We start from the raw sequence: 14906 nt of genomic DNA, 5'->3' as shown, positions 1-14906 counted from the left end.
AAGGGTTACTCTTAAAAATCGAAACATCTAAAAGTAATGCAAATTAAGAAAATCTTGCTAATGGGCATATTATGCGCCAGCGTATTTTATGTGCAAGGACAAACATTAAATAAAAGTAGTATCAAAGGACAGGTGTCTGATGATCAAAAAGAGGGCATTCCGACCGCCACCATCCGGTTGCTTCCCATCAACAGAACTCAGGCTACCGATCATAATGGAAGATATGACCTAACAGGTCTTCCTGCCGGGAACTATACCATCGAAATCTCTGCTATTGGTTTTAAAAAGATCGCACAAAAGATCAGCCTGCTTGCCAACCAGGATCTCCGCCAGAACTTCTCCATGAAAGAAGCTCAAAATGAACTAAACGACGTTTCGATCAGTGGCAAAACAGAATCCCGTAAGGCTAAAGAAGCAGGTTTCGCCGTCAACTCTATCGACCTGAAGCCATACGCCAATACCACCAACGACCTGAATCAGATCCTGAATCGCTCTGCGGGGGTTAAAGTAAGAGAACAAGGCGGATTAGGCTCAGACTTCGAATTCTCTATCAACGGTTTATCCGGCGGACATATCAAATTCTTTATAGATGGCATCCCTATGGAATCTTATGGAAGCGGCATGACGTTGAATAACTTCCCGGTAAACCTTGCTGAACGCGTAGAAGTCTATAAAGGTGTGGTTCCTGCCTACCTGGGATCAGATGCTTTGGGTGGTGCAGTCAACATCATCACCAAAAAGAACAAAGGAAAATCGCTTGACCTCAGCTATAGCGCCGGTTCCTTCAATACCCACCGAGCCGGATTAACCGGAAGTTTTACCGATCAAAAAACAGGAATCACCACCAATATCAGTTCCTACTATAATTATTCGGACAATAATTATTACATGTATAACAATCCGGCTGCGAATGCGCTGGTTAAGGTTCCCTACAATGGAAAATTCAAAGAAATAGATAAAGCCCGTCGTTTTCATGACGATTACGAATCCTTTATGGGGCAGATTGAAGCCGGTGTTTCCAATAAAAAATGGGCAGATGTATTTGTTGCAGGGATTACCTATACCTCTAATTACAAGCAACGACAAACCGGTGCCACACAGGAAAAAGTGATTGGAAACATGACCAGCGATGGCCATAACCTGATTCCTTCCATCCGTTACCGCAAAGATAACCTGTTCATCAAAGGCTTATCGGCAAGTGTTTTCGCCAATTATTCGTCCAATAAAAATACCCTGACGGATACCAGTGCCAGAGAATTCTTTTGGGATGGCACCTCGCAACCCAGAACCATTGGAAATATCGGAAGCGAGCTATCAGGCGAGAAAAAATCTATAGCCCATTTCACCGGTCATAGTGTATTGGCGCAACTAAACCTTGGTTATACGATCTCGGAAAACCACATGTTCAACCTGAACAACAACTACAACAGCACTTACAGGGAAAGTTATAATGAGATTGATCCTTACAACCATTCTTACGACAAGTCCAACCGCCTAAATAAAAACATTACCGGCCTCAGCTACCAGCAACAGGTATTTAATGGTAAAATGACCAATAACATTTTCGGAAAGATGTATGGCTTAAGCGGAGAAACTTTTGATAAAGATGGAAAAGGAACCAGCAACAGCAAACAATACTATGGTTACGGTATCGCTTCCAGCTATAAATTAACACCTGTTTTAGGTATCAAAGGTTCTTATGAACATGCTTACAGATTACCTGGTCTGGTAGAGTTATTCGGAGACCGCGAAGTGGTGCGGGCAAATCCGAATCTGAAACCGGAGAGCAGTAATAACTATAACCTTGGCTTGTTTTTCGACAAGAGATTAGGCAAAGGAAAGATCTGGGCAGAGGCTTCAGGGTACTATCGTGATGCCAATGATTACATCTCTACCGGACAATCTGCCGCAACTAGTGATGGTAGCTATGCGCAATACAGCAATTCTGACGGGATTATCATCAGGGGATTTGAAACAGAAATCCGCTACGATTATAACAACCTGTTTTCGGTGCTGGTTAACATGACTTATCAAAGTGCAATCAACAGACAGCAATTTGAAAAAGGATCGGTTCGTAAAAACGTGAACTACCTGAGCAGAGTTCCAAATGAGCCTTGGTTGTATGGAAATGCAGATTTCAGCATTGGTAAAGACAACCTGATCGGTAAAGATACCCGCGTTCAGTTCAACTGGTTTACGCAATTCATCAACGACTACTCTGTCACCTGGTCTAAACTAGGCGACAAAACCACCAAATCCTATATCCCACGCCAGTTTATACACAATGCGACCCTGACTTATTCGATGCATAAAGGCCGGTACAATGTATCGCTGGAAAGCAGAAACCTAACCAACGTGATCGCTTACGATAAGTTTAAGCTGCAAAAACCAGGAACCTCTTTCTTCGTCAAGTTCCGTTATGCCATTTCTCAATTCAATTAAAATAAATAAAATCTATGAACATGTTTACTACATTAAAAACAAGACTGCTGGTGTTGGCCACGGCTCTGGTCTTTATTACCGGCCTCCATTCCTGCAAAAAAGACAATAAAAACTCCGGTGGCGAAACAGAAAATGGCGAATATGCTGTGATGTATTCTGTCGGCGACAATAATTACCTGTTAAACATCAAGTCACTAACTGAAGGTAAAGTAAGCCCGATAGGTAGCGGAATCGATGTTTCTACCATCTTCACCTGGGGAGAAAATGTAATCCAAAAAGGCAGACATTTCTATTTCTTAAACCCTACCGGAAGATTTAGCAAGCATTTATACCAGGATGGTAAACTGACCATGGTAGACGAAATCCCGTTTGGCTCCTTTCCAAGCCCTTATGTAGGCTGGTCTTTATGGTTAGATAATAACCAGGTGATGTTTGGCCCAAGAGGAAGTAACCTTTACGCCATCATCAATGTTGCCAATATGAGCATCGTGAAAAGCGGTGAATTTGATCTTCCAAGTGTTCCTGCAGACCACAGCAGAAGGGTATATTCTGCTTTTACCAGCGGTAATAAATTAATGATCAGTTACGGTATTTACAATGAAATCACCAAACTGACGACTGATGAATCTTACCTGGCTTCTATGGATCTACCTTCTTTAGGCAACTTTAAAGTAACCAGCAAAGACGGTCGCTCTGCCCCTGCTGGTCCGCTAAGAAATGGTTATTTCAGTCATTTTACAGACAATGGCAACGATTACCTGTTAACACACCCAATGCCGTTCTTAGGTGGTAACAAACCGAATATGCCGACTGGTTTCTTCAAAATCAAAGCCGGTACGGATACTTTTGATTCGAGCTATTTCTTCAATATTTCTGCGTTAACCAATGGTGATAACCAATTAGGTGTATGTTATGTAGGAAATGGAAAAGCGATCCTTGCCAATGCAAAAGATGCTAAAAACAGGGTAAAAGTAAAAGACGACTGGTGGTATGCCGATATGTGGGAATACCTTGTGGTTGATGTGAACACGCAGAAAGTGATTAGAAAATTAGACTTTCCGCCTTTATTGAACTCCCGCTCTGCAATTGTACTAGATGGCAAAGCTTATATCGCAGTAAACGACCCTAAAGCTGATGCGATCTACGTTTATGAATATGATCCGATTGCTGATACGCTTAAAAAAGGTTTAAGAATCGAAGGTGGATCAGACAATACCCCAATCCTTTATAAATTAAATTAATAGCGTTCTCCGCTAATGTTGATATAACCCCCGGAGCTTTCCTCTAATTGCTCCGGGGATTTATCCGGCCTATTACCATTAAAACTTTATGTTCAACAAAATAAACGCATGGCTACACCTTTGGCTGGGACTAGCCTCAGGAATTGTAGTGGTTATTCTAAGCATCACCGGATGTGTGCTGGTTTTTGAGCAGGAAATCAAAAGCCTTACCTCCCCATGGCTGCATGCCGAACAACCTGCAAACGCAAAAATATTGGCTCCTTCTATATTACACCGTGCCGTGGAGCAGGCATTACCAGGCCAACATATCGAATCCGTATGGTATCATGGTGCCGGCAGAACCGCACATTTTAATGTCCATGATTCGGATTCTGCGGTCTATGTGAACCCTTATACTGCCGAGGTGGTGGCTATGGTAGATCAGGAAGATTTCTTTCATTTTATGGACGAAGGACACCGACACCTTTGGATCCCCGGCAAGTTAGGTCGCCAGATTGTTGGCTGGTCTACCTTCATTTTCTTCTTACTCACCATCAGTGGCATCGTATTATGGTGGCCAAAAAAATGGAATAAAAGAAGTCGTGATCAAAGTTTCAAAATCAAGTGGAAAGCACGATTTAAGCGTGTCAACTACGACCTACATAATGTGCTGGGATTTTACTCCCTGTTACTCGCCATATTGATGGCCGTTACCGGTTTAGTGATGAGCTTCTCCTGGTTCGGTCAGGGTGTTTACTGGTTAACCGGTGGAGAAAATAAACCCAGACAAAAAAGACAAAAGGTAGAAGTTTCAGGGCCTTCGGTGAATACTTCCCTACAAAATGCCGATCTGATCTGGTATAAGGTGGTCAATGAAATTGCCAGGTATAACAAAGATCAGGTCATTATTCATTTCGCAGAAGAGCCGGATGAGGCGATTTATGCCTGTACCGATATGACCAAAGGTTTTTGGCGAGACCTGAATTTTGATCCCTTAACGCTGGAACTTCTGCCAAACTCAACCAAACGTCTGGAAGACCTTAAGTTTCCTGATCAGGTAAGAAAACTGAATTATGCACTCCATGTAGGTGCTATCGGTGGATTAACCACCAAAATATTGTACTTCCTGGCCAGCTTAATTTGTGCCAGCTTACCCATCACCGGTTTCTATATCTGGTGGGGGAAAAAGAAAAAAACTAAAAAACCAGCAGTAAAAAAGCCTGAGCAAGTTCTAAGCACTACTTAACATGATGAAAACATATATCGTTGCCCTTCTTTGTACGCTTTCCATTTCTATCACTGCCATGGCGCAGAAAAACATCTATGGTAAATTACTGGATGAAAAAGCACAGCAGATTCCTTTCGCCTCTGTCAGCGTATTACGCGCTGTAGATTCGGTAAAAGCCTATGCCGTGATGACGGATACCGCCGGAAACTTCGCGCTATCGGGTGTTAAACATGGCAAATACCTGGTGAAAATCAGCTATATCGGTTATGAGGATTATTATTCTCCTTTGATAGAACTTACGGCATTGAAAAGTTTACACCATCTGGGCGCTATCCGTCTAAATACTGACAGCAGGCTTTTAAACACGGTAAACATCAGCGGTCAGCGCCCACTAATTGAGCAGACCATTGATAAAACGGTGATGAATATTGAAAAAAGCATCTTCGCAGAGGGTAATACTGCCCTGGAATTGCTGAACAAAGCACCTGGTGTAACGGTAACAGAAAACGGAGAAGTGTCGCTAAAGGGAAGGTCGGGAACGGCAGTTATGATCAACGGAAAGCCAACTTACCTTTCTGGTGATCAGCTGGCCAATTTATTGAGAGGAACGAACTCTGCTTCTATCTCCAGAATTGAAATCATGGCTAACCCGGGCGCACAATTTGACGCTTCGGGCAGCGGTGGAATTGTAAACATCATCATCAAAAAGAACCTGCTTATCGGATTTAACGGCAGCATCAACGGAAATATTGGTGCTGGTAAAGACATCAGACACGGTGAAGGCTTTGCATTAAGTTACCAATCGGCCCTGCTGAATACCTATGGAAGCTATAATGCCAACAATCAGAATCTGGAAAGTAATAGCAAAGCCAGCCGCCTGTTCTATGATGATTCCCGGGGTTTATTGCAAAGTATCCAGCAGGAAAATCAGGAAAAAGCAAAATTGCGCTCTCATAATTTTAGAGTCGGGATAGACTTCAATCTGGGCGAAAAGAATACTTTAGGTTTTCTAATGAATGGTGCGATCGGGAAATATCCGACGCAACAACCCAGCAGCAGCATTTTGAGGAATGCCAATGGCGAAACAATATGGACTGCCTTAACGCAAACCAATAATCAGGAAAACTGGAAGGACCTGCTCTACAACGCAAATTATGTACATAAGTTCAATAAAGACGGACATGAACTGAAAGCCGATGTAGATTATGTGTACCATTATTCGAAAATGAATCAACAGTTAGATACACGATATCTGCTCCCTGATGGTGGAGCGAACAGGCCGTCTTCTGGTCGCAGGGGGAACATCCCTTCTAACGATGATGTGTATGCAGCAAAAATAGATTACAGTCTGCCTTTAAGTAAAAAATCGAAGCTGGAAGCAGGCTGGAAAGGTAGCAATGTGCGCACAGAAAACAACCTGCAATATGATACGTTGCAAAATAATTCTTACCTGCCGGATGCCAGTACCAGCAATCATTTTGTGTATAAAGAACAGATCCAGGCCGCTTATATTAACCTGAATACCGCCTGGTCCGAATACCAGTTGCAAGCAGGTTTACGTGCCGAATACACGAATACCAAAGGGGAACAGCTTACTTCCAATATGGTCTTTAAAAAAGATTACCTCGGACTATTCCCAAGCTTGTTTATCACCAGAAATTTTCAGGAAAAGCACCAATTAAAAACCGGATACAGCAGACGAATTAAGCGCCCGGGTTACTGGGATCTGAATCCTTTCCGCGTATACGACGATCCTTTTGCTTTTTATGAAGGAAATCCACACTTAAAACCGGCAATCGTAAACGCTGTTGAGTTAGGCTATGGCTATCAATCGCGCTATTTTGCCACCTTAAGTTATAACCATACCGGTAATGTGATCGCAGAGCAGGTCGGCCGACTGAATGATGGGACGACTACTTTTCAACGGCCGGAAAACATCGGATCATTTGATAACTTCGGATTGAGCATCACTGCTTCTACACAGATTTTCAAATGGTGGACGGGAAGTCAGTTCCTGAATGTCTACCACAACAGGTACAAGATCAATGGCAATACCGGAAGGACTATAAACAGTGGAAATACGCTGAGTCTGAACTCCCAAAACACGTTTAACCTGGGTAAAGGATGGAAAACCGAATTAAGCGCCTTCTTTATTTCTGAAGAAGTATCAGGCATCACCACCACCCGACCTTACAGCATCATCTCTTCGGGTATCCAGAAGGAAGTTCTCAAAGGAAAAGGTAGCTTGAAATTTATGGTCAATGATATTTTCGAAGGATACCGGATCAAAAGAAAAATGGCCTATGAATCGGTGGTGTTTTTAAGTCGCCATAATTCCGACAGCAGGTATGGATTGCTGTCTTTCAGCTACCGCTTTGGCGCAAAAGCTACGCCATCAAATGAAAGAAGTACCAGTAGTGAGGATTTAAAAGAAAGGATGTAGAAAGGATGAAGGCGCCGCAAGGGATTTCCGGAATCAGTAAAATCATCCTACAATATCTGGAAGAGAACGAAGATGGCCTGGATGCAGAAGCCTTATGGCTCGAACTCCGGAAACAAGGGCACCAGATGTGCGTTTGCTCCGTTTACCTGAATCTGAAGAAACTGGCGAAACTCAACCGGTTACAAAAAACACAAACCGCAGCGCGGAAATATGTGTATGCTTTAAACACCAAATGAGCTTGTCCTATTTAGCATGCCTCGTCATTATACTTTTTTGTCCCTTATCCAGGGACAAAAAAGTATAATGCTAATTTTTAAGATTTGAACAAATCTTTCATTGTTATTTCATTTTGAACCAGTCCGGTTTTATATATATTATCCTTAGTACCATAAGTGGTGACCATCGTCAGGAAAAGTGTCTTCTTTGTTTTCGTCTGCTCTTTAAAAATATTCAGCCTATCCTTAAGTTCTGTTGCATAGGACTTATCGATAGAGAACTCCTTATTAGAAAATTTCATCTCACATACATTAATACACACATCATGCCTATCCAGCAACAAATCTATCTGAGCCCCCTTACCACTTTTCCCGGGCGCAAATCTCCAGGCAGATTCTTCGGTATAAACCCCTGAAATACCTAGTGTATACTTAATCTGATTCGTATGCTTTAAGCAGATGCTTTCAAAGGCTGTACCGCTCCAGCTTTTCCATGACTGAGAGGTTGCCAATTTTAGCCATGTCCCCTGACCTGTAGCCCTGGAGTGTTCAATGAATTTAAGGTAAAACAAACTGTATTCATCGGACAGTTTATAAATTGCCTCCTTAACATTTTTCTGAAATGGGAAATAAAGACTGACAAAACCGGATTCAATCAATTCTTCCATCAGCCTCGTAGTACCACCACCGCTTTGCAGCTTACATTCCTCAATGATCTCCTTACGGGTTAAACCCGAAGGTTTTGCGGCCAATGCCCTAACCACACTAATATGTCTATCGGCCATTTCGAAGAGAGATTCATACAAATTCTTGAATTCATGAGCCAACAGTCCATCTTTTAAGAAGCAAAGCCGGTCAATGACTTGTGTTGCACTTTCTCCCGTATTGATATCTTTCAAATAATGAGGGATACCCCCCATAGCCATATAAACTTGTAAAATCTGATATTGATCCAGGTTTACGGATTTACTTTTCAGGAATGCCTCTGTTTCATAAAGCGTAAATGGCAGCAGACGTAGTCTTTTAGTGATCCTGTTGTGTAATCCTCCTCTATTGTTTACTATTTTTTGAATCATCCATGAGGCCGCAGAACCACATATGGTAACAATCAAATTAGATTGCTTTGATCCCCATGAATTCCAGAAGTACTCAAATGCAGCCAGGAACCCCGACTTATGCGAACTCAACCAGGGAAGCTCGTCAAAAAAAATGACCGCTTTCTTATTTAGCAAAGGCGTGGAGAATTTAATTAGTAGCATAAACGCTTCTGTCCAGCTTTTTGGAATTTCCGGCAGTATAGCTGAGTCCATTGCTAAAGCAATTGCATTTCTGAAGTTTTCAAGTTGCTTCTGAGTGGAAGCATGATGTACCCCTGAAAATTCACAAATTAGATTTTGTTGATAAACCTGCCTGATCAGAAATGTTTTACCAACCCTTCTTCTTCCATATACCGCAACCAGCTCTGCTTCCGTCGATACAAGGGCCTGTTGCAATGTTTTTTTTTCGCTTTTTCTACCTATTAACTTCTCCATTCAGACTACAAATTAGTTACGCCGTAATACAAATATAATAGATTTGGCGTCGGATACAAATCTATCCAACGCCAAATCTATATAAAATTAGTCGCATTTGGCGTTGGATATATTTGTATCCGACGCCAAATGTTACGTTTTAGCGCCGTTTTGGCGCGATATAAAAATCTATATCGCGCCAAAACCAATATGGAAAAAAGCAAGGTTCAGTAATTAACAAAAAAAGCCTTCAGATTTTCATCTAAAGGCTTTTAATTAATTCCCCTTGTTATTCCCATGGTGGGAAAAATCTTGTGGTCCCGACGAGAATCGAACTCATATCTAAAGTTTAGGAAACTTCTATTCTATCCGTTGAACTACGGGACCCGGACTTACCTGATCACACTACCATTACCATGGTTTGCGACAGGAGCCACAAAAGTAAGTTTTCCATCTGAATTTTCAGACATTAAAATCATTCCTTGTGACATAATTCCTTTTATTTCTCTTGGTGCAAGATTTACCACCAAACTCACCTGCTGACCAACGATATCTTCCGGTTTAAAAAACTCAGCGATACCTGATACCACCGTACGTTGATCAATCCCTGTATCTACTGTTAATTTCAGCAGTTTCTTAGTTTTCTCTACTTTCTCTGCAGCGATGATGGTTGCTACGCGAATATCGATTGCCCCAAACTGCTCGAACTGAATGTCGTCCTTTGCAGGAGCTACTTCCACAACAGCATTTAATAAGTTATCAGATTTACTCTTATTTAACTTATCAATCTGCGCCTGAACCTCTTCATCTTCAATTTTTGCAAACAACAATTCTGGTTCATTCAACTGGTGACCGCGGTGCAATAAATTAACCTTACCGGCATCTTCCCACTGGTGACCGCCATAATTCAGCATCTTCATCAGTTTATCCGCTGTAAACGGCAGGAATGGCTCAATCAGAATCTCAATATTAGCTGCAATCTGCAAACTGATAAATAAGATTGTACGCACCCTGTCTTCGTCTGTTTTGATTACTTTCCATGGCTCAGTTTCTGCCAGGTACTTATTACCTAAACGCGCAACATTCATCACCTCCATTAAAGCCTCTCTAAAGCGATAGTTTTCAATTGAAGCGCTGATCTTCGCCGGATAAGCCGCAAGCTCATCAATCACAGCCTGATCAACCGGAGTGATCTCCATACACATTGGCACCTTACCCGCAAAATACTTATGCGTCAGTACGGTTACCCTGTTGATGAAATTACCAAGAATCGCAACCAGTTCATTGTTATTTCTTGCCTGAAAATCTTTCCAGGTAAAATCATTATCCTTCGTTTCCGGAGCTGTTGCCGTCAATACATAACGCAACACATCCTGTTTATCTTTAAACTCTTCCAGATATTCGTTCAGCCAGACTGCCCAGTTTTTAGAAGTCGAGATTTTCTCCCCTTCTAAATTCAGGAACTCATTTGCCGGCACGTTATCCGCTAAAGTATAACCTCCATGCGCCATTAACATCGCAGGAAAAATCACACAATGGAACACAATATTGTCTTTACCGATGAAGTGAACTAATTTCGTCTCTTCATCCTTCCAATAATCTTCCCAGTTGCCTTTAGTTAAGTTATTTTTATTGATATAATATTCTTCTGCTTTAGGGTTCCATACATCCAGGCGGGCATATTCGAACAACTCTTTGGTGGCAGAAATATAGCCGATAGGCGCATCAAACCATACGTAAAGTACTTTTCCTGCTGCATCTTTAACCGGAACTTTTACACCCCAGTCTAAATCTCTGGTCATGGCACGTGGCTGTAAACCGGCGTTTAACCAGGACTGACATTGTCCGGAAACATTCGGTTTCCATTCCTTATGACTCTCAATATAAGTTCTCAATTGATCCTCATATTTATCCAGTGGCAGGAACCAGTTTTTAGTCTCTTTTCTAACCGGTTTCTCACCAGAAAGTGTAGACTTAGGATTGATCAGGTCAGTTGCATTTAAAGTACTGCCACAGCTCTCACATTGATCGCCATAAGCATTCTCATTGCCACATTTCGGACAAGTACCGGTGATATATCTATCCGCCAGAAAAGTCTGTGCCTTCTCATCATAATATTGCTCCGTCACCTCTTCGGTAAAAACCCCTTTTTCATAAAGGTTCTCAAAAAATTCTGAAGCAGTTTTATGGTGCATCAAAGAAGAAGTACGGTGATAAATGTCAAAAGAAACACCGAAATCCCTGAAGGAATCTCCAATGATTTTATGGTATTTATCAACGATCACCTGAGGACTAACCCCTTCCCTTTTAGCTTTAAGGGTAATAGGCACACCATTCTCATCCGATCCACAAATAAACTTCACATCTCTCTTATTCGAACGCAAATACCTTACATAGGTATCCGCAGGCAAATAAACACCCGCTAAGTGTCCAATATGCACTGGCCCATTTGTATAAGGCAAAGCGGCCGTAACCGTATATCTCTTTATTTTACTATTATCCAAAACTATTTTTATTATTTTGTCAAATATAAGTGTTTTACCTATGATTAAGCAGCCGCCATATTTAAAAAAAGGAGACAAAATTGCAATCGTCTCCCCTGCCAAGAAATTAACCTCAGACCTGAGCAAAGCGATCGGCGTTTTAGCACACTGGGGACTGGAAATCGTGATGGGGGAACATGTTTATGCAGCGCATGATCAATTTGCCGGCACCGATGAACAAAGGCGCAATGACCTGCAAAAAGCCTTAGATGATCCGGAGATTAAAGCCATTTTTGCTTCCAGAGGTGGTTATGGAACGATCAGAATCATAGATGAATTAGACCTTAGCAAATTTCAGGAACAACCAAAATGGATCATTGGCTTTAGCGATATCACCATCTTATTGTCGCATGTTTTAGCAAAAACCAATACCCAAAGCATCCACGGACAAATGCCGAAAACCTTTGAAACCGGCACAGCAGAATCACTGGAATCTTTAAGAAAAGCACTGTTCGGAGAAACACAAACTTATACCTGCGAAAGCAAATTCGAAAACCGCGAAGGAAAGGCAGAAGGCATCCTGATCGGTGGCAACTTAACCCTTTTAATCGCAGCAGAAGGTTCGGATTCCGCATTCGATTATACAGATAAGATTCTGTTTATAGAAGATGTTGGAGAACATGAATATGCCATAGACCGGATGATGCGGACGCTCAAAAGGAGTGGTAAACTGGCTAAATTAAAAGGACTGATTGTAGGCGCTTTTAATGGCTATGAAGTAGAAGAATTACCCTTCGGACAAAGTCCGGAGCAAATCATACAAGAGCTCGTCAAAGCGTACGATTACCCGGTAGCCTATAATTTTCCGGTAGGCCATATTGATGACAACAGGGCCATGATTGTCGGAAAATCAGTAACGATATCAGTTAATAAAAGCAAGGTTTCTCTAAGCCTGTAGTTAATAAAAAAAGCATTCGAACCCATTCCGCCTCCCTGATTCCTTTAGAGATAGGCGCTAAGAGCCCGGTATTAGTTTCATGACAATGAATTGTAGTATTTAACGACCTCGGCAAAATCATTATCTGATTTAAAATTCAATTTATTTTTAGCAATAAATTCATTGATTTCTTTCTTATAGTCTCCCATATACTTCAGCAGTTCTTTAGGACTGCGCTTAATGCGGAAGAGCCTTTTATTCATCACAAGATAGTAATAAACCCGATCTTCTATCAGCTTCTCAGCAACAGCAGAGCTATAAACTTTTCTTTCATAAATCACCTTTTTTAATCTCTTAACAAATTCTATCTTAGAAGAAGCCCCGGGATCAAATACCTGATAGTAAGATTTATCTGTACCACCATCAATAGCTGGAAATCCATTCACAAAGCTTTGCACTGTCTTATTCCCTTCCAAATCGAAAACAATGATATCAAAGGCCTTGATAGGCATGGCAAAAGTCATCGGTTTCCCTTCTTCTAACTTAAAATTCAGTTGGTCATTTAACTGATCGTATTTTAGTTGTACATTATTATAATTTTTCCCGTTCTCTAGCTTAATCACCCCGTTATGCCAATCATTGAATAAAAAGATGGAGCCGATTACTTCGGTATAAGTAGGTGCTCTGTCAAAACCAGTCCCGTTCCAAATATAAGTCTGCTCAGGTTTTTCCTGAGATTTTGAATCCAGCGAGGAACCTACCAGTAACGCAAAAGCACAGTATACAAAACAAACTTTATTCATGATTTTTTTAAATTAATAATGCGGAATAGAACTAAAAAGCAACCTTAGTAAATATATAAATTAAGCCCAACAAAAACATAATTAATTTCCATATAAAGAGAATTAAAATACCTGATCAGGATGAAGATATAAGCCGTTTTTAACTTTCAGTTTTTGATAGACATAAAAAAAGGGGTTAGAAAACACTTCTAACCCCTTTTCAAAAATTAATAACTAGTATCCTTTATTCTGAATCAGATTTTTGTTAATCTGAGTTTCACGGAAAGGAATTGGGAAAGGAATATAATCCGATCCGTAAGCCTGTTCTTTTACCGTAGCATGAGCTGGGATATTGCGTCCTGTACGAACAAAGTCAAACTCGCCCTGACCTTCAAAAGCTAATTCAATCCTTCTTTCCACAAGAATTTTAGCGATTAAATCATTTTTGTCAGTTGCAACAATAGGAGCTGCTAACGATCTTGTTCTAACTTCGTTTACTAAAGCTAATGCCGTTGGATCTACACCAGTAGCAATATTTGCTAATGCTTCCGCTTTAGTTAACAATATTTCAGAATATCTGAATACCGGAACCCAATCAACGATATTAGTGAACTTTGTTGTCCAGTAACTTCCACCCTGGAGAATAATCAGATTTTTAAATCTTAAATCCGTAGTCTGGTCCATTAGGGCAAGGTAGTTTGCCGCTACAGTAATGTCACCACGTTTAGATGGCGAATAATGCTGGCCTAAAGCGTTATTTGTATTTGGGTTATCACCACCATTCATAGCCACAGAGAAAATGCTCTCATTAGTGTTGTAGATACGGAATGCTGTTGATGGGTCAGTATTTAACTTATATTTAACGCCAATCAGTTTATTTGAATAAGTCAAAGCATTTGGAAAATCACCTTTATACAAATAAAGTCTTGCTAATAAAGCCTGAGCAGCACCTTTAGTACTACGCGCAACATTTTGCAATGCTGGATCTCCGTAATCAACCGGAAGGTTAACTTCAGCGTCTTTCAAATCTGTCTCGATTTGATTGTAAACCTCAGCAACAGTAGACCTCGGAATCATGGTGCTTTCTGAAAAAGGATCGTCCGCACTCTTCAATATTAGTGGAACTCCTAAATGAGTTGCACCTGCAGTAAATTTATAAGGCTGAGCATATAAGTTTACCAGGTAAAAATAACACAAAGAACGGATAAATTTAGCTTCAGCAGTATATTGCGTTACCTTATTGGCAGGCACAATACTACCGGCTTTTTCCATATTCTTTAAGAATAGGTTGACCTCACCGATCGTTCTATAAGCACCTTGATAAGCTCCAGCCGCATAAGTGTTGTTCGCTGTTACCGGAGTAAATAATGCAATATCACCAAAGAAAGTAGCAGGATTTGTATCCGCCCCACGTTGATCAACATAGATAAGGATCCTACCTCCAAAAAAGTCAAGATTCTGCAATTGATCATACATACCTATTGCTGCTTTTTCTACACGTTCCGGAGAATTGAATGCCTGCTCTGGGGAAAGGTTTTCGAAAGGCTCCTCAAAGAGAGACTTTTTGCAAGAACCCATTGTCAAAATCATGACAAGCGCTAATGCAATATTGATTGTTTTATGTCTATTAAAAATTTTCATAAGA

Annotated in this window: 10 protein-coding genes and 1 tRNA gene; 6 read left to right on the top strand and 5 right to left on the bottom strand. The window is 41.0% G+C overall.

The features are described from left to right. Positions 1–36 precede the first annotated feature (36 nt). From R2Q66_RS15370 to R2Q66_RS15350, 5 genes are all read left to right on the top strand, one after another. A complete protein-coding gene (locus R2Q66_RS15370) occupies positions 37–2442 on the top strand; it encodes a TonB-dependent receptor (RefSeq protein ID WP_316750502.1) in 2406 nt (801 codons plus the stop codon). 20 nt (positions 2443–2462) lie between these two features. Further along, entirely contained in the window at positions 2463–3683 is a 1221-nt protein-coding gene (locus R2Q66_RS15365; RefSeq protein WP_316750499.1) for a DUF4374 domain-containing protein, read from the top strand. An 88-nt stretch (positions 3684–3771) separates the two neighbouring features. Next, a complete protein-coding gene (locus tag R2Q66_RS15360; RefSeq protein WP_316750497.1) occupies positions 3772–4908 on the top strand; it encodes a PepSY-associated TM helix domain-containing protein in 1137 nt (378 codons plus the stop codon). Between the two features lies 1 nt (position 4909). After that, a complete protein-coding gene (locus R2Q66_RS15355; RefSeq protein WP_316750495.1) occupies positions 4910–7333 on the top strand; it encodes a TonB-dependent receptor in 2424 nt (807 codons plus the stop codon). Between the two features lie 5 nt (positions 7334–7338). Further along, positions 7339–7569 carry a transcriptional repressor gene (locus tag R2Q66_RS15350; RefSeq protein ID WP_316750493.1) on the top strand — a complete coding sequence of 77 codons (231 nt, stop codon included), beginning with the start codon at positions 7339–7341 and terminating at the stop codon, positions 7567–7569. A 77-nt stretch (positions 7570–7646) separates the two neighbouring features. On the opposite strand, the gene R2Q66_RS15345 is transcribed toward R2Q66_RS15350, so the two are convergent. The 3 genes from R2Q66_RS15345 to metG all read right to left on the bottom strand — a co-directional run bounded on the left by R2Q66_RS15345 (position 7647) and on the right by metG (position 11563). Then, positions 7647–9080, bottom strand: coding sequence for an AAA family ATPase (locus R2Q66_RS15345; RefSeq protein WP_316750491.1), 1434 nt, complete (start codon positions 9078–9080; stop codon positions 7647–7649). A 294-nt stretch (positions 9081–9374) separates the two neighbouring features. Beyond that, positions 9375–9446, bottom strand: a tRNA-Arg gene (locus R2Q66_RS15340). Between the two features lie 5 nt (positions 9447–9451). Continuing rightward, the gene (metG, locus tag R2Q66_RS15335) at positions 9452–11563 is read right to left on the bottom strand and encodes a methionine--tRNA ligase (RefSeq protein WP_316750489.1); all 2112 of its coding nucleotides are present in this window, start codon (positions 11561–11563) and stop codon (positions 9452–9454) included. 40 nt (positions 11564–11603) lie between these two features. On the opposite strand from metG, the gene R2Q66_RS15330 reads away from it, so the two are divergent. Continuing rightward, positions 11604–12500 carry an LD-carboxypeptidase gene (locus tag R2Q66_RS15330; protein WP_316750486.1) on the top strand — a complete coding sequence of 299 codons (897 nt, stop codon included), beginning with the start codon at positions 11604–11606 and terminating at the stop codon, positions 12498–12500. A 77-nt stretch (positions 12501–12577) separates the two neighbouring features. Here the strand turns inward: R2Q66_RS15330 and R2Q66_RS15325 are convergent, their stop codons facing one another. Continuing rightward, positions 12578–13282, bottom strand: a complete 705-nt coding sequence (locus R2Q66_RS15325) for a hypothetical protein (protein ID WP_316750485.1) — start codon at positions 13280–13282, stop codon at positions 12578–12580. A 213-nt stretch (positions 13283–13495) separates the two neighbouring features. Beyond that, entirely contained in the window at positions 13496–14902 is a 1407-nt protein-coding gene (locus R2Q66_RS15320; RefSeq protein WP_316750483.1) for a RagB/SusD family nutrient uptake outer membrane protein, read from the bottom strand. Positions 14903–14906: the final 4 nt, after the last annotated feature.

The organism is Pedobacter gandavensis, from assembly GCF_032677645.1.
Taxonomy (GTDB): domain Bacteria; phylum Bacteroidota; class Bacteroidia; order Sphingobacteriales; family Sphingobacteriaceae; genus Pedobacter; species Pedobacter gandavensis_A.
The sequence above is the reverse complement of the archived record's forward strand: the minus strand, read 5'-3'. Positions and strand labels throughout refer to the sequence as shown.

Excerpts from the sequence above, each read along its gene's own strand:
- R2Q66_RS15350 (WP_316750493.1), top strand. The coding sequence starts at position 7,339 with ATGAAGGCGCCGCAAGGGATTTCCGGAATCAGTAAAATCATCCTACAA.
- R2Q66_RS15325 (WP_316750485.1), bottom strand. The coding sequence starts at position 13,282 with ATGAATAAAGTTTGTTTTGTATACTGTGCTTTTGCGTTACTGGTAGGT.
- R2Q66_RS15320 (WP_316750483.1), bottom strand. The coding sequence starts at position 14,902 with ATGAAAATTTTTAATAGACATAAAACAATCAATATTGCATTAGCGCTT.
- R2Q66_RS15355 (WP_316750495.1), top strand. The coding sequence starts at position 4,910 with ATGATGAAAACATATATCGTTGCCCTTCTTTGTACGCTTTCCATTTCT.
- R2Q66_RS15365 (WP_316750499.1), top strand. The coding sequence starts at position 2,463 with ATGTTTACTACATTAAAAACAAGACTGCTGGTGTTGGCCACGGCTCTG.
- R2Q66_RS15345 (WP_316750491.1), bottom strand. The coding sequence starts at position 9,080 with ATGGAGAAGTTAATAGGTAGAAAAAGCGAAAAAAAAACATTGCAACAG.
- R2Q66_RS15360 (WP_316750497.1), top strand. The coding sequence starts at position 3,772 with ATGTTCAACAAAATAAACGCATGGCTACACCTTTGGCTGGGACTAGCC.
- R2Q66_RS15370 (WP_316750502.1), top strand. The coding sequence starts at position 37 with ATGCAAATTAAGAAAATCTTGCTAATGGGCATATTATGCGCCAGCGTA.
- R2Q66_RS15330 (WP_316750486.1), top strand. The coding sequence starts at position 11,604 with ATGATTAAGCAGCCGCCATATTTAAAAAAAGGAGACAAAATTGCAATC.